The organism is Kitasatospora sp. NPDC057595 (assembly GCF_042800875.1).
GTDB lineage: Bacteria > Actinomycetota > Actinomycetes > Streptomycetales > Streptomycetaceae > Kitasatospora.
Map to the genome: position 1 here is coordinate 53,767 of NZ_JBHVGL010000029.1, position 19,766 is coordinate 73,532.

A 19,766-nucleotide genomic window follows, 5' to 3' on the forward strand; every position below is an offset into this window, starting at 1 on the left:
CGGTCGGGGACGCCGCTCGCCGCCGTCAGCCGGGCGGCAGCAGGAGGTCGGCGGCGGCGAACACCGCCCGGGTCTGGTGGGCGACCTGGGTCTCCACCGGCACCCAGCGGGCGCCCAGCCGCTGCAGGCCCTCCAGGCTCGCCGAGACGACCCCCCGGGCGCGCGCCCGGGCCGCGTCCGCCGCCGGGCCGCCGCAGTCCGCGAGCAGCCGCAGCAGCATCGAGGCGATCCGCAGCGGCACCCGCTCGGCCGCGATCCGCGCCGCGGTCACCCGGGACACCGACAGCGGCGCCGACGACCAGTGGGTGATCCAGTCGTCCACCACCGGCCGGCAGACCGCCAGATTGAACTCCACGGCGCGCAGCAGCGGGCCGTACGCCACCCCGGCGTGCGGCGGCACCAGCGGCAGCAGGGCGGTCAGCTCCGCGACCCGGCCGGCCAGCCGGTCGGCGCAGGCTCCGACGGCGGCGCGCACGTCCGGCGCCGGGCGGGCGTCGCCGACCGCGTCGATCGCCCACATCGGTGCCTCCAGCACCGCCGTGATGCCGCCGTACCGGCCCGCGTACGACCAGGTGGACAGCTCCGGGCGGTCCGGCAGCGGCTGCCGGCGCCGGCCCGGCGCCGGCATCACATAGGTGCCGGGGGCCGGGCTGTCCCAGCCGACCGCGTCGTAGGAGTCGACGTCCAGCGGGATGCCGCCGCGCGCCACCGAGCGGGCGAAGCGGTCGGCCAGGGCCGGCAGCGGCCGGGTGAGCTGCACGAACGCGCCGCCGAAGTCCACGCCGTGCAGCGAGCACTGGAGCACCGGGCGCAGGTCGTCGATCAGCCCGGTCAGCACCCGGCTCTCCGGCATCGGCGCCAGCGGGCCGTCCGGGTGCGGCAGCAGCTCCGGCTGCTCGTGGAAGGCCGGGCGGAAGAAGTGCTCGTAGTGCCGGGCCGCGGTCAGCGGGCCGTGCAGCCAGCCCTCGTTGAGCGCGGCGCCGTCCGGGTCCAGGCAGAGCAGGACGTGCCAGCCGACCCCCGGGCGCGGCGGAAGCTCCAGCACCCGCTCGGCCAGCCCGACGGCGGCGGCCAGGCCCACCGGCTCGTTCGGGTGCGGCCCGCCGACGGCCAGCACCGTGTGCTCGCCGCCGTCCACCGAGAGCAGCACCAGCGGGCGCCCCGCCCGGGAGCGGCCCACCTCGCGGACCCGGCAGCGCCCCGGGTGGCGGCGGGCCAGCCGGCGGGCCGCGGCGATCGCGCGCGCCACCGTCGGATAGGTCCCGGTGTCGAGGTGCGGGGCTTGGATCCGGCGCGTCCGCCGGCCCGTGTCGGTCATGGCTCTCCTGTCCTCGGGGGCGGGCGGGGCGGCACGGTCGGGCGCCCGGCGCGGGGTCGGGGGCCTCGGCCGGGAGCGCGGCGCGAGGTCGCACCGGGCCCTCCCGGCGCGGCCGGTGCGCGCGCGGCCAACTCCCTCGTCCCGGGGGCGCACAGGACCTTCCGGTGGAGCCTTGCCAGTACCGCACGTGCCCGCGGAACGTGTCAACAGTCGTCGGGCACCCGCGGTGGGGCCGCGGTGGGCCCGCGGTCGGACGCCGGTGGGGCCGCGTTCACGTGCCGGGATCCCCGGCCGGACCGGGCCCCGGGGCCGGACCACCGCCCTCGGCCGGGCCGGGGGCCACGGCGGTTCGGCTACTCTTGAGGGTCACCCCTCCCAGCCGTCGCCCCCGCGGAGTGCGCGGCGGTCCCGAACGTCGTAAGGGTTCCTAGTACTCATGACTGTCGAATCGGTCTTCCCACGCCTGGAGGCCCTCCTCCCGCACGTCCAGAAGCCGATCCAGTACGTCGGCGGCGAGCTGAACTCGACCGTCAAGGACTGGGACGCCTGCGACGTCCGCTGGGCGCTGATGTACCCCGACGCCTACGAGGTGGGCCTGCCCAACCAGGGCGTCATGATCCTCTACGAGGTGCTCAACGAGCAGGAGGGCGTCCTCGCCGAGCGCACCTACAGCGTCTGGCCGGACCTCGAGGCGCTGATGCGCGAGCACGGCGTCCCCCAGTTCACCGTGGACGCCCACCGGCCGGTGCGCGCCTTCGACGTGTTCGGGCTCTCCTTCTCCACCGAGCTCGGCTACACCAACATGCTGGCCGCGCTCGAACTGGCCGGCATCCCGCTGGCCGCCGCCGACCGGACCGACGAGGACCCGGTCGTGCTGGCCGGCGGCCACGCCGCGTTCAACCCCGAGCCGATCGCGGACTTCATCGACTGCGCGGTGATCGGTGACGGCGAGCAGGCCGTGCTCGACATCACCAAGATCGTCCGGCAGTGGAAGGCCGAGGGACGCCCGGGCGGGCGCGACGAGCTGCTGCTGCGGCTGGCCCGCACCGGCGGCGTGTACGTCCCGAAGTTCTACGACGTCGAGTACCTGGCCGACGGCCGGATCGGGCGCGTCGTGCCGAACGCCCCCGGCGTGCCGTGGCGGGTCTCCAAGCACACCGTGATGGACCTCGACGAGTGGCCCTACCCGAAGCAGCCGCTCGTCCCGCTCGCCGAGACCGTCCACGAGCGGATGTCCGTGGAGATCTTCCGCGGCTGCACCCGCGGCTGCCGCTTCTGCCAGGCCGGCATGATCACGCGCCCCGTGCGGGAGCGAAGCATCACCGGCATCGGCGACATGGTCGAGCGCGGGCTCAAGGCGACCGGCTTCGAGGAGGTCGGCCTGCTGTCGCTGTCCTCCGCGGACCACACCGAGATCGCCGATGTCGCCAAGGGCCTGGCCGACCGCTACGCCGAGGACAAGATCGGCCTGTCGCTGCCGTCCACCCGCGTCGACGCCTTCAACATCGACCTCGCCAACGAGCTCAGCCGCAACGGCCGCCGCTCCGGCCTCACCTTCGCCCCCGAGGGCGGCAGTGAGCGCATGCGCAAGGTGATCAACAAGATGGTGTCGGAGGAGGACCTCATCCGCACCGTCGCCACCGCCTACGGCAACGGCTGGCGCCAGGTGAAGCTGTACTTCATGTGCGGCCTGCCCACCGAGACCGACGAGGACGTGCTCCAGATCGGCGAGATGGCGAAGAACGTCATCCAGAAGGGCCGCGAGGTCACCGGCCAGAACGACATCCGCTGCACCGTCTCCATCGGCGGGTTCGTGCCCAAGCCGCACACCCCGTTCCAGTGGGCCCCGCAGCTGTCCGCCGAGGCCACCGACGCCCGGCTGGCCAAGCTGCGCGACTCGATCCGCGGCGACCGCAAGTACGGCAAGAACATCGGCTACCGCTACCACGACGGCAAGCCCGGCATCGTGGAGGGCCTGCTGTCCCGCGGCGACCGCCGGGTCGGCGCGATCATCCGCGCGGTCTACGAGGACGGCGGCCGCTTCGACGGCTGGCGCGAGCACTTCTCCTACGACCGCTGGATGGCGAGCGCGGAGAAGGGCCTGGCCGGCACCGGCGTCGACGTCGACTGGTACACCACCCGCGAGCGCGGTTACGAGGAGGTCCTGCCCTGGGACCACCTGGACAGCGGACTCGACAAGGACTGGCTCTGGGAGGACTGGCAGGACGCCCTGGAGGAGGTCGAGGTCGACGACTGCCGCTGGACCCCGTGCTTCGACTGCGGCGTCTGCCCGCAGATGGACACCCACATCCAGATCGGCCCCACCGGCAAGAAGCTGCTCCCGCTCACCGTGGTGAACAAGTGATCGACTTGTGACCGGTGCGTGATCACGAACGGGTGGGCGCGCCCCGCGAGTGCCCCGGCGGACCCGTCCGCCGGGGCACTCGCGCGTCCCGCGCCGCCTGCCCGGAGGGCCGCCGCGAGCAGGGGCGGGGCGAGGGGTGGGTCGGGGCGCGTACCCTTTGAGGTGACAGCGTCCGGACAGTGGCGGGAAAACGCCGCCGCTGTGGACGGGGACAACTGACGAAGGACTGAGCGACCTGGCACGCCGTACGCCCGACGGTCCGCCGCCCGCGCCGACGGTGCAGCGGATCCGTCTCCGCTACACCAAGCGCGGCCGGCTCCGCTTCACCAGCCACCGCGACTTCCAGCGCGCCTTCGAGCGCGCCCTGCGCCGGTCGGCGGTGCCGATGGCCTACTCGGCCGGCTTCACCCCGCACCCCAAGGTGTCCTACGCCAACGCCGCGCCGACCGGCGTGGCCAGCGAGGCGGAATACCTGGAGATCGGGCTCGCCGCCCCCCGCGACCCGGAGGAGCTGCGCGTCCAACTGGACGAGTCGCTGCCCGGGGGCCTCGACGTGATCGACGCGGTCGAGGTGCGCACGCCCAACTTCGTGGAGCGCCTGGAGGCCTCCGAATGGCAGGTCCGGCTCGACGGCGTCGAGCCGCAGGAGGCGGGCCGCGCGATCGCGCTGTTCCTCGCCGAGGAGCGGGTCGAGGTCGAACGCCTCACCAAGAACGGTGTCCGGGTCTTCGACGCGCGCGGCGCGGTGGCGGCTCTCGAACTCCTCCCGCCGCAGGTCGTCGACGGTGCGGACACGGCGGGTGAAGAGGCCCGCGATGTTCGGACCGGGCGTCCCTGTGCGATACTGCGCCTGGTAGTACGACACGCCACACCCGCCGTACGACCCGACGACGTGTTGTCCGGTCTCCGTGCGACGGCCGACCTGGCGCCGCCGGTCCCCGCAGAGGTGACCAGGCTGGCGCAGGGGCCGCTCGACGAGGGGACCGGCACGGTGACCGACCCGTTGGCGCTCGACCGCGCCGCGGCCCCGGCCGGCCCTGTGGCCACCGGCGAGCCGCGCGCAACCGCGTCCGCCTAGCGGGCGGAGGCCGGGTCCAGTTCCCCACTGGGCCCGCTGGTCCTCCAGGCCCCCGCGGCTCCCCAGGGGAGCGAGCGTCGTCGAAGCACAGGCCGGCCTCTTGCGGCCCGCCGACCCCGAGGGTCGGTGGGCCCGAGGACCCCGTCCGGGAGCCACCCGGGGTTGGGGAACGGCGCAGCTTGGGAAAACCTCAGAAGACTGGTCAGACCAGAAGACTTTCGACACCCCGCCGAGTGCGGGGCGCCGAGCGAGACTACGAGCCCCTGTGCGGCCTCGCGTCCGCGCGGCGGCACCGTGAAAGGGTCCGGCCCGAGCATCGTCGCGATGCCGGCCGGCCACCGGTGCCGTGCCGTGCCCGGATGCGGAGCCCGGGGGCCTGACGGGAGATCCACCCGCATGCTCGAGAACACCGATCCGCAGCAGTCTGCGGCAACGGAACAGAACGACACCGCCGCGTCCGGCGGCGAGAGCGCGTCCGCCGCGCCTCCGCGCCGGCGCCGCCGCGCGGTGTCCCGCCCGGCCGGTGCGCCGCAGGGCGCGGCCGCGGAGACCGCCGAGACGGTCATCGCCGCCGAGGAGCCGGTGCCGGCCGCCGCCGAGCCCGAGACCCCCGCCGCCGAGCCGGTCGCGGAGAAGCCGGTGCGCGCCCGCCGCACCCGCAAGCGCGCCGAGGCGCCCGCCGGTGCGCCCGAGGCCACCGCCATCGTGGTCACCGCGCCGGACGCCGACGGGACGCCGGCCGCCGCCGAGCCCGAGGCGCCGAAGAAGGCCGAGAAGGCCGACAAGACGGAGAAGGCCGACAAGACGGAGAAGGCGGAGAAGGCGGAGAAGCCCATGCGGGCCCGCCGGACCCGCAAGAAGGCCGAGGCCGCGCCGGTCGAGGAGCCGGTGCAGGCCGTCGCCGAGCCCGAGCCCGTCGTCGAGCCGGTCGCCGCCGAGCCGGTGGCCGTCGAGGCGCCCGTCGAGGAGGCCCCGGCCGCCCCCGCGCGCCGTACCCGCCGCCGTCGGGTGGTCGAGGCCGCCCCGGTGGTCGAGCCCGCGCCCGTCGTCGAGGAGCCCGAGGCCGAGGAGGCCCCGGCCGAGGAGCCGGTCGTCGAGACGCCCGCCGTCGAGCAGCCCGCGCCGGCCGCCGAGGCCGAGCCGCCGCACCGGGTGCGCCGCCGCGCCGTCCGTCCGTCCACCGCGATCTTCCAGGCGCCGGTCTTCCAGGAGCCCGCCCCCTACGTCGCCCCGTCCGCGCCGGCCGCCCCGCAGCCGGCCGCCGCCGAGGCGCCCGCCGCGCCGGTGGAGCGCGAGGAGCGCGAGGAGCGCGCGGAGGAGGACGAGTTCGAGTACAGCGGCGTCGGCCGCCGCCGCCGCGTCCGCACCTCGGTGCGGGTGCAGACCCCGGCGCGCTCGAAGTCCGCCAGGGGTGCCGCGAAGTCCGCCGCGGAGAAGCCGGTCGTCGAGAAGCCGGCCGTCGAGAAGCCCGTCGTCGACAAGCCGGCGGTCGAGGAGCCGCCCGCCGAGGCGCCCGCCGCCGTCGAGGCCCCCGTCACCGGCCCCGAGGCCGAGGACGAGTGGGAGGACGGCCGTCCCTCGCGCCGCCGTCGCCGGGGCGGCCGCCGCCGCCGTCGTGGCGAGGCCGAGGAGACCGAGGCCGAGGCGCCCGAGACGGAGCAGCCCACCGCCGAGGAGCCGGCCGACGAGGATGACGAGGACGACGACCTGGCCGCCGGCCTGTCCTCCTCGCGCCGCCGTCGCCGCCGTCGCCGTCGCAGCGGTGAGGCCGGCGCCGTCGAGACCGCCGAGACCACCGAGGACGGCGTCCGCACGGTGGTGAAGGTGCGAGAGCCGCGCCGCCGCTCCACCGAGCCCTCCTTCGACCCGGACGAGGTGCAGTCCATCAAGGGCTCCACCCGCCTGGAGGCCAAGAAGCAGCGCCGCCGCGAGGGCCGCGAGCTGGGCCGCCGCCGGGTGCCGATCATCACGGAGGCCGAGTTCCTGGCCCGCCGGGAGTCGGTCGAGCGCGTCATGGTGGTGCGCCAGAACGGGCAGCGGACCCAGATCGGCGTCCTGGAGGACGGCGTGCTCGTCGAGCACTACGTCAACAAGGAGCAGGCCACCTCGTACGTCGGCAACGTCTACCTGGGCAAGGTCCAGAACGTGCTGCCGTCCATGGAGGCCGCCTTCGTCGACATCGGCAAGGGCCGCAACGCGGTGCTGTACGCCGGCGAGGTCAACTTCGGCGCGCTCGGCGGCCACGGCGGCCCGCGCCGGATCGAGTCGGTGCTGAAGTCCGGCCAGTCCGTGCTGGTGCAGGTCTCCAAGGACCCGATCGGCCACAAGGGCGCCCGCCTGACCAGCCAGATCTCGCTGCCCGGCCGCTACCTGGTCTACGTGCCCGAGGGCTCGATGACCGGCATCTCCCGCAAGCTGCCGGAGAACGAGCGCGCCCGCCTGAAGCAGATCCTCAAGAAGATCGTCCCGGACGACGCGGGCGTCATCGTGCGCACCGCCGCCGAGGGCGCCTCCGAGGAGGAGCTGACCCGCGACGTCCAGCGGCTGCAGCAGCAGTGGGAGGACATCCAGAAGAAGGCCGCGTCGGGCAACGCCCCGGCGCTGCTCTACGGCGAGCCGGACATGACGGTCCGGGTCGTGCGCGACATCTTCAACGAGGACTTCACCAAGGTCATCGTCTCCGGCAACGAGGCGTGGAACACCATCCACGACTACGTCTCCAACGTGGCCCCGGACCTCGCCGAGCGGCTCCAGCGCTGGACCTCCGAGGTGGACGTGTTCGCCACCTACCGGATCGACGAGCAGCTGATGAAGGCGCTGGACCGCAAGGTCTGGCTGCCCAGCGGCGGTTCGCTGGTGATCGACCGCACCGAGGCGATGGTCGTCATCGACGTCAACACCGGGAAGTTCGTCGGCCAGGGCGGCAACCTGGAGGAGACGGTCACCCGGAACAACATCGAGGCGGCCGAGGAGATCGTGCGCCAGCTGCGGCTGCGCGACCTCGGCGGCATCATCGTGATCGACTTCATCGACATGGTCCTGGAGTCCAACCGCGACCTGGTGCTGCGCCGCCTGCTGGAGTGCCTGGGCCGGGACCGGACCAAGCACCAGGTGGCCGAGGTCACCTCGCTGGGCCTGGTGCAGATGACCCGCAAGCGGGTCGGCCAGGGGCTGCTGGAGTCCTTCTCCGAGCCCTGCGTGCACTGCAACGGCCGCGGTGTGATCGTCCACATGGAGCAGCCGAGCGCCCACGTGCACGCCGGTGGCGGCGCGGCCGCCGTCGAGGCGGGCACGGGTGGCGGCAAGCGCCGGCGCCGGGGCAAGGGCGGCGCGGCCCACGAGGAGCCGCAGGTCGTCGAGGCCGTGGAGGCCGTGGAGGCCGTCGAGCCGGCGGAGGTCGTCGAGACCGCCCCCGAGGCGCCGGTCCGCGAGGAGATCGAGGGCCAGCTGGCGATCGAGGTGCCGGGCGTCGAGGAGGCGCCGGCCGAGGTCGAGGTCGAGGCCGCGGTCGCCGAGGTCGTCGAGGCTCCGGCCGCCCCGGCTCCCGCCACCACGCCCGGTGGGCGGCCCCGCCGCCGGGCGGTGCGCAAGGCCACGGCCCCGGCCGGTGCGCCGGGCGAGGCGGAGATCGTGGTGCTGCAGGCCAAGGCCGAGGCGGCGCTGGAGTCGGCCCTCGCGGCCGCCGACGCCGCCGCGTCGGCCCCGGCCGAGCCGGTCGTCGCCGAGGCGGTGGCCGAGCCGGTCGTCGCGGAGGCCGTCGCCGAGGCCGAGGCCGTCAGCGAGCCGGCCGCCGAGGCCGCCGCCGAGCCGGCCGCGGCCGAGGAGCCCGCCGAGGAGGCCCCGGCGCCCAAGAAGCGGGCGGCCCGCAAGACCGCCGCGAAGAAGACCACCGCCGCCAAGAAGACGACGACGGCGGCGAAGAAGACCACCGCCCGCAAGACCGCCACCAAGCGGACGAGCGCGGCGGCCAAGAAGGCGGCGGCCGCCGAGGGTGATACGGCGGCCGAGTAGTGCCCGGTCCGGGGCGGACCCCCTCCGCCCCGGACCCGTACGGGCCGGTTTGCCCCCGCGGCGGCCGGTCCGTATTCTTGACCACTGGCGTGTCTACGCCATGCTTCCGAGCACATCACCTCCCGGGTCTCGCAAGAGTCCTGCGGGAGAGGTCCCCTGTGTCCGTACCCAGGTGGCTGGCATCGGGAGCTCCGACCGAGTTGGGAAAGTAGGTACCGCATGTACGCGATCGTTCGCGCAGGCGGCCGCCAGCACAAGGTCGCCGTCGGCGACGTGCTGGAGATCGACCGTATCGAGGCCAAGCCGGGTGACTCGGTGGAGCTCTCCACCATCCTGGTGGTCGACGGCGAGGCCGTCACCTCCGACCCGTGGGTGCTGGCCGGCGTCAAGGCCCACGCCGAGGTCGTCGACCAGACCAAGGGTGACAAGATCGTCATCCTGCGCTACAAGAACAAGACGGGCTACCGCCGTCGCCAGGGTCACCGCCAGCAGCACACCGCGGTGCGCATCACCAGCATCGACTCGGTCAAGTAAGGGGATAGCCAGATGGCACACAAGAAGGGCGCAAGCTCTACCCGCAACGGCCGTGACTCGAACGCCCAGCGCCTCGGCGTGAAGCGCTTCGGCGGCCAGGTCGTCTCCGCCGGCGAGATCATCGTCCGCCAGCGCGGCACCCACTTCCACCCGGGCGCCGGTGTCGGCCGCGGTGGCGACGACACCCTGTTCGCGCTGACCGCCGGTGCCGTGCAGTTCGGCACCCGCCGCGGCCGCAAGGTCGTCAACGTCGTGGCCGTCGAGGCCTGAGTCACCTGACTCACACTGAAGGGTGGGCCGGAATGATCCGGTCCACCCTTCGCGCTTTACCGCAGGCAGAACCACTTTCTTCGTATCGGAGGCACTTCCATGACCACCTTCGTGGACCGCGTCGAGCTCCACGTCGCCGCGGGCAGCGGGGGCCACGGCTGCGCCTCCGTGCACCGCGAGAAGTTCAAGCCGCTCGGCGGCCCGGACGGCGGCAACGGCGGTGAGGGCGGCAGCGTCATCCTCACCGTCGACGCGCAGGTCACCACCCTGCTGGAGTACCACCACTCGCCCAAGCGCAAGGCCACCAACGGCAAGCCCGGCGCGGGCGGCCACCGCACCGGCGCCGACGGCCAGGACCTCGTCCTCGCCGTGCCGGACGGCACCGTCGTCCTCGACCGGAACGGCAACGTGCTCGCCGACCTCGTCGGCCACGGCACCAGCTTCGTCGCCTCCCAGGGCGGCCGCGGCGGCCTCGGCAACGCCGCCCTCGCCTCCGCCCGCCGCAAGGCCCCCGGCTTCGCGCTGCTCGGCGAGCCCGGCGAGGCCCGCGACATCGTCATGGAGCTCAAGTCCGTCGCCGACGTCGCCCTCGTCGGCTACCCGAGCGCCGGCAAGTCCTCGCTGATCTCGGTGCTCTCCGCCGCCAAGCCGAAGATCGCCGACTACCCGTTCACCACCCTGATCCCCAACCTCGGGGTGGTCACCGCCGGCGACACCGTCTACACCATCGCCGACGTCCCCGGTCTCATCCCCGGCGCCAGCCAGGGCAGGGGCCTCGGCCTGGAGTTCCTGCGGCACGTCGAGCGCTGCTCCGTCCTCGTGCACGTCCTGGACTGCGCCACCCTGGAGCCCGGCCGCGACCCGCTGACCGACCTGGAGACCATCGAGGCCGAACTCGCCCAGTACGGCGGCCTCGAGGACCGCCCGCGGCTGGTCGCCCTCAACAAGGTCGACGTGCCGGACGGCCAGGACATCGCCGACCTCACCCGCGCCTCCCTGGAGGAGCGCGGCTACCGCGTCTTCGAGGTGTCCGCCGCCTCCCGCAAGGGCCTGCGCGAACTCAGCTTCGCCCTGGCCCAGATCGTCGCCGAGGCCCGCGCCGCCAAGCCGGTCGAGGAGTCCACCCGGATCGTGCTGCGCCCCGCAGCCGTCGACGACGCCGGCTTCACCATCACCGAGGAGGACGGCGCCTACCGCATCCGCGGCAGCAAGCCCGAGCGCTGGGTCCGGCAGACCGACTTCTCCAACGACGAGGCCGTCGGCTACCTCGCCGACCGGCTGGCCCGCCTTGGCGTCGAGGAGAAGCTGTGGAAGGTCGGCGCACACGAGGGTGACACCGTCATCATCGGCCCCGACGAGAACGCCGTCGTCTTCGACTGGGAGCCGACCATGGCCGCCGGCGCCGAGATGCTCGGCCGCCGCGGCGAGGACCACCGCTTCGAGTCCCCGCGCCCGGCCGTCGACCGCCGCCGCGAGAAGCAGAAGGGCCGGGACGCCGCCGAGGCCGAGTACCTCGCCTTCGAGGCGCTCTCCAGCGGCCGCCAGGCCGCCGTCGAGGGCGACGACGAGGACTGACCGGCCCCGTGCCACCGGGCGGGCCCCCGCCATCCGTTCCAACGGGTGGCGGGGGCCCGCGCGTTGACGCGCCGTCCGGTGTCCGACGGCCGCCGCGGGCGCCGCCGGGCCGCCGTCCGGCCGTTGGAACGCGGTGCGGCCCGGCCGTGCCGATCGCGTAGATTGCGGGGGGAAACGGCCGGGCCGGGGCCCGCCGCCAGCGCACCCACCGGAAGGGCGAAGCCGAGATGAGCGAGGACGAACTGCGGTCGGAGGTGCTGACCGCGCGGCGCATCGTCGTCAAGGTCGGCTCCTCCTCACTCACCACGGCCGCCGGTGGCATCGACGCCGACCGGGTCGACGCGCTCGTCGACGCCCTCGCCAAGGTCCGCACCCGCCCCGACGCCCCCGAGATCGTGCTCGTCTCCTCCGGCGCCATCGCCGCCGGCCTCTCCCCGCTCGGCCTGGAGAAGCGGCCCAAGGACCTCGCCCGCCAGCAGGCCGCCGCCAGCGTCGGCCAGGGACTGCTGATCGCCCGGTACACCGCCTCCTTCGCCCGCTACGGCCTGCGCGTCGGCCAGGTCCTGCTCACCGCCGAGGACGCCAGCCGCCGCGCCCACTACCGCAACGCCTACCGCACCCTCGACCAGCTGCTCGCGATGGGCGCCATGCCGATCGTCAACGAGAACGACACCGTCGCCACCGCCGAAATCAAGTTCGGCGACAACGACCGGCTGGCCGCCCTCGCCGCCCACCTCGTCCGCGCCGACCTGCTCGTCCTGCTCTCCGACGTCGACGGCCTCTACGACGGCGACCCCTCCCGCCCCGGCACCAGCCGGATCGCCCGGGTCGCCGGACCGCACGACCTCGACGGCATCGAGATCGGCAGCGCCGGCAAGGCCGGCGTCGGCACCGGCGGCATGGTCACCAAGGTCGAGGCCGCCCGGATCGCCACCGGCGCCGGCATCCCCGTCGTCCTCACCGCCGCCAGCCACGCCGCCGACGCGCTCGCCGGCCGCCCCACCGGCACCCTGTTCCTGCGCACCGGCAGCCGCTCCTCCGACCGGATGCTCTGGCTCGCCCACGCCAGCAGCCCGCGCGGCTCCCTGCACCTGGACGCCGGAGCCGTCACGGCCGTCGTCTCCGGCGGCGCCTCGTTGCTCCCCGCAGGGGTCACCCGGGTGGACGGCGAGTTCACCGCGGGTGATCCGGTGGACCTTCTTGCCGAAAACGGCCACATCGTGGCGCGCGGACTGGTCAACTTTGATGCGAGGGAGTTGCCCCGCCTGCTCGGCCGGTCCACCCGGGACCTGGCCCAGGAGTTCGGCGCCGCCTACGAGCGGGAGGTCGTCCACCGCGACGACCTGGTCGTCCTGCGCGGCTGACCCGCCGTCGGACCGCCGGAAGCGCGGGCGGCTCCGCACGGGGAGCACGCCCGGCCACGGGCGAGCAGGGGCGCGGTCGTACGCGCGCCGGCCGGGGCCGGCGGGTACGACGACACGACATCGCCGAACAGGAGGCCGCCGGTGGAACGCAGGCGCGAGGCAGCGCTGACCGGAGGGACCGCGGGCCGACGGCTGACCAGCATCGACGGCGGCGCGGACGACGGAGCCACCGGGCCGGCCGGTGCGCCGCCGCAGGGACCCGGCACGGTGCACCGGCTCCGGACCGAACGGCGCCCCGCCGCCGAACCGCCCGGCGCGCCCGAGCAGGCCCGGCTCTGGCACGTGGTGCTCAGCGTCGCCGGGCCGGTCACCCCGCTGACCGAACTGCGGGCCGGGCTGGAGCGGCTGGCCTACGACCACTCGTTCTTCCTGACCGCCCGCTACGCCGCTGACCACGCCGAGATCCGCTACTGGGAGCAGGCCCGCGACCTGCACGACGCGGCGGCGATCGCGCTGCGGCTGTGGGGCGAGCACAAGGTGACGGCGAAGCTGCCGCCGTGGGAGATCGTCGGCCTGGAGGTGGTGGACCGGGCGACGTACCACAAGCGCGTCGCCGAGGGCTTCGCCGGTCCGCCCCCGCAGCTGGGCGGGGTCTACCCCTACTGACGGCGGGGGCGCGCGGGGCCGGGGCGGGGGAGCGGTGCAAGCCCGTCTCACCGGGCGAAACGGGCGGGGGAGGGCCGGGGCCCTCCACTACCCTGGGCGCATGAGCAGCGACCTCGCCACCGCCGACAGCCCCGTCCTCGCCGTAGCGCGCCGAGCCCGGGAGGCCGCCGCCGCGCTCGCCCCGCTGCCGCGCGGCGCGAAGGACGCGGCGCTGCGCGCGGTCGCCGACGCGCTGGTCGCCCGCGCCGCCGAGATCACCGCCGCCAACACCGAGGACGTCGAGCGCGCCCGCGCGGCCGGCACCGCCGAGTCGGTGATCGACCGGCTCACCCTCACCGAGGAGCGGATCGCCGCGATCGCCGCCGACGTCCGCGACGTGGCCGGCCTGCCCGACCCGGTCGGCGAGGTCGTGCGCGGCTACACCCTGCCCAACGGCCTGGACGTGCGGCAGGTGCGGGTCCCGCTCGGCGTCGTCGGCATCATCTACGAGGCCCGGCCCAACGTCACCGCCGACGCCGCCGCGCTCTGCCTGAAGTCCGGCAACGCCGTGCTGCTGCGCGGCTCCGCCTCCGCCTACCGCTCCAACGCCGCGCTGGTGGCCGTGGTGCGCGACGCCGTCGCCGCCGCCGGGCTGCCGGCCGACGCGGTCCAGCTCGTCCCGGGCGAGAGCCGGGACTCCGTCCAGGAGCTGATGCGCGCCCGCGGCCTGGTCGACGTGCTCATCCCGCGCGGCGGCGCCTCGCTGATCCGCACCGTCGTCGAGGGCTCCACCGTGCCCGTCATCGAGACCGGCACCGGCAACTGCCACGTCTACGTGGACGCCGAGACCGACCTCGCGATGGCGGTGGGCATCCTGCTCAACTCCAAGGCCCAGCGGGTCAGCGTCTGCAACGCGGCCGAGACCCTGCTCGTCCACCAGGACGTCGCCGACGCCTTCCTGCCGCTCGCGCTCGCCGCGCTCGCCGAGGCCGGGGTCACCGTGCACGGCGACGAGGCGGTGCTCAAGGCCGCCGAGGGCTCCGCCGCCACCGTGCTGCCCGCCACCGAGGAGGACTGGGCGGCCGAGTACCTGTCGTACGACATCGCGGCCGCCGTCGTCCCCTCGCTGGACGCCGCCGTCGCCCACATCCGCCGCTGGACCTCCGGCCACACCGAGGCCATCGTCACCACCTCGCAGGCCGCCGCCCGCCGCTTCACCCAGCTCGTCGACTCGACCACGGTGGCCGTCAACGCCTCGACCCGGTTCACCGACGGCGGTGAGTTCGGCTTCGGCGCCGAGATCGGCATCTCCACCCAGAAGCTGCACGCCCGCGGCCCGATGGGACTGCCCGAGCTGACCAGCACCAAGTACATCGTCACTGGTGACGGCCACGTCCGCGGCGAGGCGACGCCGACCGTCGGCGGCGCCGTCGACGCCGGCTGAACCCGGCCGGACCGGCCGCCGCCGGCCCGCCGTCACACGAGTGACGGACCAACTGCCCCGAGGCCCAGACAAATCGCCCGCCCGGTAATACGCTGAATCCGTGGCTGACGATGTGGGGGGCTTGCCGTACCCCGACGGTGCCGACCACGGTGGTGCGGACGACGAGTTCGCCACCGTGGTCTTCGACGAGGCCTTCGTGCGGTCCGCCGCCGTGCACGAGCCGACGGCCAAGGAGCGGCAGCTCGCCGCCGCCGAGGCCCGGTTCGAGCCGGACACGGCCGGGCCGGGCTGGGGCTACGACGCCCCGGCCGGGGACGGGCTGCCGCTGGAGCTGCGCCCGTACCCGAGCCGGCTCGACGACGACCACCACTATCCCGATCCGTGGACCGGCCCGGGCCGGACCACCGGACGCCGCTCGCGGCGCCGGCGCCCGGGCGGTTTCGACCCGATCGGCGCCGACCGCGGCCGGTACGTCGCCCAGCAGCGCTGGCACCGGCCGGTGGCCTGGGTGCTCGCCGTGATCATGGGCGTGAGCCTGGTCGCGGTGGCGGTCGCGGCGATCTACCAGGGCGCGGGCGGGGCCGGCGGCGCGCCGCGCAGACCCGAGTCCGGCAGCAGCAGTCCCGGGATCGACCCGCTGCCGGCGCCGGTCGAGCCGTCGCTCGTGGTCACCGCGCCGACGGGCTGACCGGCGGCGGTCGGGCGGTCCGGCGGTCCGGGGCGGGCCGACCGGCCTCGGCGGGGCGGCGGGGTGACGCGACGGCGCGCCCCCGGGGCGGCCGTGACCGGTCACGGAGGGGTTGCGGTGAACTGCGGCAGGACCCTCGTGGCGGGGCGCGGATGCGCCTTACCCTGGTCTCATGGGTGACCCGCGCGAACCCCCGGAGGGTGCGCCCGAGGGTGGTTCCGGAAACGATGACGAGTACCGGTCCGTCGTCTTCGACGAATCGTTCGTCCGGGCTGCCCGGATCCAGGAGTTGTCGGCGCGCGAGCGGCTGTCCGGCGCGTTCGGCCGGCCCACCCGGCCGAAGGTCCGGCTGGGGCCGCTCGGCACCGTGCCCCGGCAGGCGCTGGCGCTGCTGCTGGTGATCCTGCTGGCGTTCGGGGCCGCCGTGTACTTCGGCGTCAGCTCGCCGGTCCGGCCCACCGCCCGCCCCCAGGGCAGCCAGCTGACCGTGAGCCTGGTGGCGCTCAGTCCGGCCTCGACGGTCCACGCGGTCGCCGACCCGGCCAACCCGTTCGCCGGCCTGCCGCCCGGCTACAGCGACGGCGCGGTCGGACTGGGGACGCCGACCGGGGCGGCCAGCGGGCACTTCTCCCGGGTCGAGGTGACCAAGGCGCTGGACACCGTGCAGCGCTACCTGGTGGCGTCCTCGCTGTCGCCCGCCGTGCTGGTGCAGGGGGCGACCGCGGAGGTGCGGGCCTTCGTCACCCCCGGTGAGCAGGCCGAGTTCGACGCGAGCGTGGTCCAGCCGGTCGACGACCGGCACCACGCGCTGACCGGCTGGCTGGTCCGCTTCGACCCGGCGCAGGTCTCGCTGGCCGCGGACACCGTCAAGGTGGCCGGCGCGATGCGGATCGACGAGTCGGACAGCAGCACGCTGCGGATCACCACCGACCACACCTTCGTCTACGCGCTGAAACCGGCCGGGGCGCAGAGCGGGGCGCCGGTGACCCTGGAGACCGTGCGGCGGCAGCTGACCTTCGAGTTCGACCGGGTCGACCTGGCGGCGGCGCAACTGCGGCTGGTGGACTCGGTGCTGCAGGCCGGGCCGGTGCCCTGCGACGGCTCGCTGGCGGGGGTGGTGCAGCCGGTGCTGGCGGGCACGGACGCCACGGCGCCGCCGGCCGGGCCGCAGGCGGTGGATCCGGGGAACCACGCGAACCCGGCCTGGCAGGTGTGCGGGGTGCTGGCGGGCGGCTGAGGCCGGTGGTTCGAGGCCGGCGGCGGGGCGGCAGGGGGTGCGCCGACGGCTCCCGGCCGGGTGGCCGGGAGCCGTCGAAACGTTCCTGCGGGCGGGGCCTCAGCCGTTCTCGCCGGAGCCGCCGTCCTTGCCACTGCTGTGGGCCCCGTTGCCGTTGGAGCTGCCGTTGCCGCGCCCGGCGCCGGTGAAGGTGTCGCGGAGCTTGCCGCCGACCGAGGCCGCGCCGCCCGCGACGTCGCGGATGAGCCCCATCAGCGGGTCCTTGCTCTCCTTCACCGAGGTCGTGTAGTGCTCGGCGGCGGCCCGCCACTGCTCACCGACCGAGGTGTCCGGGTCGTCGGTGCGCCGCGGGTAGGCGCCGGCCAGGATGGAGCGGTACTCCTCGCTCTCGGCCCACTTCTTCAGCTGGGCGACCCGGACCACCGCGAACGGGTGGCTCTGCGGCAGCACCTGCAGCAGCTTGAGCACGCCGTCGCGCAGGTCGCCGGCCTTCTCGTACTCCGCGGCCTGCTCCAGGAAGGCGTCCACGTTCATCTCGGCCAGGTTGTGGCCGCCGGCCAGCTTCATCAGCGCCCGCATCGAGGCCTGCAGGTCCTGCCCGGCCAGCAGGCCGGCCCGGTCGCTGGAGAGCTCGGCCTTGCGGAACCACTCCTTGAGCGCGGTGACGATCGCCATGATCGCCAGGTTGCCGAGCGGCACCCAGGCGATCCGGGTGGCGATGTTGGTGAGGACCATCAGCATCGTCCGGTAGACGGCGTGCCCGGACATCGCGTGGCCGACCTCGTGGCCGATCACCGAGCGGAGCTCCTCCTCGTCCAGCAGCTCCACCAGGCCGCTGGTCACCACGATCACCGGCGTGTCGATGCCGATGCAGAACGCGTTGACCGTCGGGTCCTGGGTGACGTAGAGGTCCGGCACCTGGTCGAGGTCGAGCACGTAGGCGGCGTCGCGGACCATGTCGTGCAGCTCCGGGAACTGCCGCTCGGAGGTCTTCACGGCGGTGGCCAGGAACATCAGCCGGATCGAGCGCTCGGAGACGAGGCCGGCGAGCCGCTTCAGCACGTCGTCGAAGCCGGTCAGCTTGCGCAGCGCGACGAGCGCCGAACGGTCCGCCGGGTGCTCCCAGGCGCGGGTGGAGATCTCGGCGAAGCGCTGACGGCGCCGGCTCGGGGTCTTCTCGGTCGTGTCGGTCATGTGTGGGTACCTCCCTGTCGACGGCGGCCCCGGTCCCCGGCCGGCCCCCGCTGGTCTTCGCCTGCAACGACTGTTCGGACAACGTCCGCGGTTGCGCACTCGTCCCCGGCGGCGTGCCCCGAGTGGTACGAGAGCCGTCCGGGGCGGCGCGGGCGGCGCCCGCGGGGGCGGTGGGGGCCGCCGGTGTGAGGGCGGTTTACCCTGAATGCCCGGGAGAGCCGGGCCACCTCAGGCCGCGGCACCGAGCAGTCCGAGGAGCCCGCAGATGTCCACCGCCGCCCTTGCCAGCCTGGCCGCCCCGATCTCCTCGGAGAACGGCCCCGGGCTCTTCCTGCGGATCATCGTGATCGCCTCGTTCGTCGGCGTGGGCCTGCTCGCGTGGATCCTGCTGCGGGCCGGCCGCAACAACTGACCCCGGCCCGGCGGCCCGGCGCTGCCGCAGCCCGGGGCCGGGCGTTCCCGGGCCCCGGCTCACGGCGGTCCGGCCGCGGTGGGCCGCCGAGCGGTTGCCGTGTAACCCCCCGTACGATGACGGGTGGGCCCTCACCGGCCCGTGCGAACCCCCCTGCCCGCCATCCGAGTCGAGAAGGTCCCGCCGACCATGAGCACTGCCGCCGCACTCCCCGTCCTGAACCTCCTCGCGAACGAGGGCGAGGGGGGCAACCACGACAGCCTCAACCCGTACCTGACGGGTGGCGCCGCGCTGTTCGTCCTGCTGGTGCTGCTCTTCGTGACCACCCGCTTCAACCGGGACCGCTGACCCGGCCGACGGTGGCCCGGGGTGCGGCACCGCCCCCCGGGACGCCCGTCACCCGGCCGTTCCCGCACCGCAACGCGCGTCGCGTAAGGTGTGGCGCCATGGGAGAGCAGACCGGGAACCCCGGTGTACCGGCGCCGGAGAAGCGCCGTCTCGGCGTGATGGGCGGTACCTTCGACCCGATCCACCACGGGCACCTGGTCGCCGCCAGTGAGGTCGCCAGCGCGTTCCACCTGGACGAGGTGATCTTCGTCCCCACCGGGCAGCCGTGGCAGAAGACCGACCGGCAGGTCAGCGCGGCCGAGGACCGGTACCTGATGACGGTCATCGCCACCGCGGAGAACCCGCAGTTCTCGGTCAGCCGCATCGACATCGACCGCGAGGGCCCGACGTACACCGTCGACACCCTGCGCGACCTGCACGCGCTGCACCCGGACGCCGACCTCTTCTTCATCACCGGCGCCGACGCGCTGGCCCAGATCCTCTCCTGGCGGGACTCCGACGAGCTCTTCTCGCTCGCCCACTTCATCGGGTGCACCCGGCCGGGGCACACTCTGTCGGACGCCGGGCTTCCGGTGGGCGGGGTCTCCCTGGTGGAGGTCCCGGCGCTGGCCATCTCCTCCACGGACTGCCGCAACCGGGTCGCCAAGGGCGAGCCGGTCTGGTACCTCGTCCCGGACGGCGTGGTCCGCTACATCGACAAGCGGGCGCTGTACGCGCCGCACCGGACCTGATCCCGGAGGGGCCGACCGACGGATGAGCGAGCGCAGGGGACCTCAGGGGCAGCAGCCCGGACAGCCGGACGACTGGTCGACCGGGCAGTACCAGCAGTACCAGCCCTACCAGCAGCAGGACGGCTACGAGCAGCAGCCCGGGCAGCCGGGCCAGTACGAACAGCCGGGCCAGTACGAGCAGTACGACCACTACGGCCGGCCGGTGCAGTCCGCACCCCACGGCCAGGGGCAGTACGGCTACCAGGACCAGTACCAGCAGCAGGGTTACCAGACCCCGTACGAGCCCTCCTACGAGCCCCTGTACGAGCAGCCGGGCCAGTACGGGCAGCAGGTGCCGCAGGGGTACCAGCAGCAGGGCGGCTACGGCTACCAGGACCAGTACCAGCAGGGGCAGCAGGGCTACCAGCAGCCGCAGCCGTACGAGCAGCCGCAGGCGTACGCGACAGCGCCGATGCCGGCCGTCGTCGAGCCGGAGCCGGCGGCGGAGCCCGCCGCGCCCACACCCACGCCCGCGCCCGCCGCCGCGCCGCCGCGCCCCCGGGTGCCGCGCCC

General features: G+C 74.5%; 16 protein-coding genes and 1 pseudogene. 15 read left to right on the plus strand and 2 right to left on the minus strand.

The window, feature by feature from the left end; genetic code table 11:
* Positions 1 to 25: 25 nt before the first annotated feature.
* Positions 26 to 1,318 (minus strand): M14 family zinc carboxypeptidase, encoded by a 1,293-nt coding sequence (locus ACFU9E_RS31945; RefSeq protein WP_380682898.1) that lies wholly within the window; start codon positions 1,316 to 1,318, stop codon positions 26 to 28.
* 436 nt (positions 1,319 to 1,754) lie between these two features.
* Here ACFU9E_RS31945 and ACFU9E_RS31950 point away from each other — a divergent pair, with 436 nt between their 5' ends.
* The 11 genes from ACFU9E_RS31950 (at position 1,755) to ACFU9E_RS32000 (ending at position 16,529) form a co-directional block, all read left to right on the plus strand.
* A complete protein-coding gene (locus ACFU9E_RS31950) occupies positions 1,755 to 3,683 on the plus strand; it encodes a TIGR03960 family B12-binding radical SAM protein (protein ID WP_380682897.1) in 1,929 nt (642 codons plus the stop codon).
* A 277-nt stretch (positions 3,684 to 3,960) separates the two neighbouring features.
* Positions 3,961 to 4,761 carry a TIGR03936 family radical SAM-associated protein gene (locus tag ACFU9E_RS31955; protein WP_355372271.1) on the plus strand — a complete coding sequence of 267 codons (801 nt, stop codon included), beginning with the start codon at positions 3,961 to 3,963 and terminating at the stop codon, positions 4,759 to 4,761.
* 396 nt (positions 4,762 to 5,157) lie between these two features.
* Positions 5,158 to 8,772 (plus strand): Rne/Rng family ribonuclease, encoded by a 3,615-nt coding sequence (locus ACFU9E_RS31960; RefSeq protein ID WP_380715545.1) that lies wholly within the window; start codon positions 5,158 to 5,160, stop codon positions 8,770 to 8,772.
* Positions 8,773 to 8,991: 219 nt separating this feature from the next.
* Positions 8,992 to 9,306: a 50S ribosomal protein L21 gene (gene rplU / locus ACFU9E_RS31965; RefSeq protein WP_030309710.1), complete on the plus strand. Its 315-nt coding sequence runs from the start codon at positions 8,992 to 8,994 to the stop codon at positions 9,304 to 9,306.
* A 12-nt stretch (positions 9,307 to 9,318) separates the two neighbouring features.
* The gene (gene rpmA / locus ACFU9E_RS31970; RefSeq protein WP_355372266.1) at positions 9,319 to 9,576 is read left to right on the plus strand and encodes a 50S ribosomal protein L27; all 258 of its coding nucleotides are present in this window, start codon (positions 9,319 to 9,321) and stop codon (positions 9,574 to 9,576) included.
* A 99-nt stretch (positions 9,577 to 9,675) separates the two neighbouring features.
* Complete coding sequence (gene obgE / locus ACFU9E_RS31975; RefSeq protein ID WP_380689979.1) at positions 9,676 to 11,151, plus strand: GTPase ObgE; 1,476 nt, start codon at positions 9,676 to 9,678, stop codon at positions 11,149 to 11,151.
* A gap of 227 nt (positions 11,152 to 11,378) precedes the next feature.
* A complete protein-coding gene (gene proB / locus ACFU9E_RS31980) occupies positions 11,379 to 12,515 on the plus strand; it encodes a glutamate 5-kinase (protein ID WP_380686346.1) in 1,137 nt (378 codons plus the stop codon).
* A 141-nt stretch (positions 12,516 to 12,656) separates the two neighbouring features.
* Positions 12,657 to 13,181, plus strand: a complete 525-nt coding sequence (locus tag ACFU9E_RS31985; protein WP_380686348.1) for a hypothetical protein — start codon at positions 12,657 to 12,659, stop codon at positions 13,179 to 13,181.
* A gap of 100 nt (positions 13,182 to 13,281) precedes the next feature.
* Complete coding sequence (locus ACFU9E_RS31990; protein ID WP_380686350.1) at positions 13,282 to 14,604, plus strand: glutamate-5-semialdehyde dehydrogenase; 1,323 nt, start codon at positions 13,282 to 13,284, stop codon at positions 14,602 to 14,604.
* A 100-nt stretch (positions 14,605 to 14,704) separates the two neighbouring features.
* The gene (locus tag ACFU9E_RS31995; RefSeq protein ID WP_380686351.1) at positions 14,705 to 15,292 is read left to right on the plus strand and encodes a hypothetical protein; all 588 of its coding nucleotides are present in this window, start codon (positions 14,705 to 14,707) and stop codon (positions 15,290 to 15,292) included.
* Between the two features lie 172 nt (positions 15,293 to 15,464).
* Positions 15,465 to 16,529 (plus strand): hypothetical protein, encoded by a 1,065-nt coding sequence (locus ACFU9E_RS32000; protein ID WP_380686353.1) that lies wholly within the window; start codon positions 15,465 to 15,467, stop codon positions 16,527 to 16,529.
* A 99-nt stretch (positions 16,530 to 16,628) separates the two neighbouring features.
* Here the strand turns inward: ACFU9E_RS32000 and ACFU9E_RS32005 are convergent, their stop codons facing one another.
* A complete protein-coding gene (locus ACFU9E_RS32005; RefSeq protein WP_380686354.1) occupies positions 16,629 to 17,723 on the minus strand; it encodes a M48 family metallopeptidase in 1,095 nt (364 codons plus the stop codon).
* 265 nt (positions 17,724 to 17,988) lie between these two features.
* Here ACFU9E_RS32005 and ACFU9E_RS32010 point away from each other — a divergent pair, with 265 nt between their 5' ends.
* The 4 genes and pseudogenes from ACFU9E_RS32010 to ACFU9E_RS32025 all read left to right on the plus strand — a co-directional run.
* A complete protein-coding gene (locus tag ACFU9E_RS32010) occupies positions 17,989 to 18,135 on the plus strand; it encodes a hypothetical protein (RefSeq protein WP_355372245.1) in 147 nt (48 codons plus the stop codon).
* A 189-nt stretch (positions 18,136 to 18,324) separates the two neighbouring features.
* Positions 18,325 to 18,483: a hypothetical protein gene (locus ACFU9E_RS32015; RefSeq protein ID WP_344342390.1), complete on the plus strand. Its 159-nt coding sequence runs from the start codon at positions 18,325 to 18,327 to the stop codon at positions 18,481 to 18,483.
* A 98-nt stretch (positions 18,484 to 18,581) separates the two neighbouring features.
* Entirely contained in the window at positions 18,582 to 19,214 is a 633-nt protein-coding gene (gene nadD, locus ACFU9E_RS32020; protein ID WP_380686355.1) for a nicotinate-nucleotide adenylyltransferase, read from the plus strand.
* Between the two features lie 22 nt (positions 19,215 to 19,236).
* Positions 19,237 to 19,766, plus strand: a pseudogene (locus ACFU9E_RS32025) (hypothetical protein); the annotation flags it as partial.

What these genes read in the sequence shown, in the direction of transcription:
- ACFU9E_RS31945 (WP_380682898.1), bottom strand. Translation starts at nt 1,318, where the DNA reads ATGACCGACACGGGCCGGCGGACGCGCCGGATCCAAGCCCCGCACCTC.
- ACFU9E_RS31950 (WP_380682897.1), top strand. Translation starts at nt 1,755, where the DNA reads ATGACTGTCGAATCGGTCTTCCCACGCCTGGAGGCCCTCCTCCCGCAC.
- ACFU9E_RS31960 (WP_380715545.1), top strand. Translation starts at nt 5,158, where the DNA reads ATGCTCGAGAACACCGATCCGCAGCAGTCTGCGGCAACGGAACAGAAC.
- rplU (WP_030309710.1), top strand. Translation starts at nt 8,992, where the DNA reads ATGTACGCGATCGTTCGCGCAGGCGGCCGCCAGCACAAGGTCGCCGTC.
- rpmA (WP_355372266.1), top strand. Translation starts at nt 9,319, where the DNA reads ATGGCACACAAGAAGGGCGCAAGCTCTACCCGCAACGGCCGTGACTCG.
- obgE (WP_380689979.1), top strand. Translation starts at nt 9,676, where the DNA reads ATGACCACCTTCGTGGACCGCGTCGAGCTCCACGTCGCCGCGGGCAGC.
- proB (WP_380686346.1), top strand. Translation starts at nt 11,379, where the DNA reads ATGAGCGAGGACGAACTGCGGTCGGAGGTGCTGACCGCGCGGCGCATC.
- ACFU9E_RS31990 (WP_380686350.1), top strand. Translation starts at nt 13,282, where the DNA reads ATGAGCAGCGACCTCGCCACCGCCGACAGCCCCGTCCTCGCCGTAGCG.
- ACFU9E_RS32000 (WP_380686353.1), top strand. Translation starts at nt 15,465, where the DNA reads ATGGGTGACCCGCGCGAACCCCCGGAGGGTGCGCCCGAGGGTGGTTCC.
- ACFU9E_RS32005 (WP_380686354.1), bottom strand. Translation starts at nt 17,723, where the DNA reads ATGACCGACACGACCGAGAAGACCCCGAGCCGGCGCCGTCAGCGCTTC.
- ACFU9E_RS32010 (WP_355372245.1), top strand. Translation starts at nt 17,989, where the DNA reads ATGTCCACCGCCGCCCTTGCCAGCCTGGCCGCCCCGATCTCCTCGGAG.
- ACFU9E_RS32015 (WP_344342390.1), top strand. Translation starts at nt 18,325, where the DNA reads ATGAGCACTGCCGCCGCACTCCCCGTCCTGAACCTCCTCGCGAACGAG.
- nadD (WP_380686355.1), top strand. Translation starts at nt 18,582, where the DNA reads ATGGGAGAGCAGACCGGGAACCCCGGTGTACCGGCGCCGGAGAAGCGC.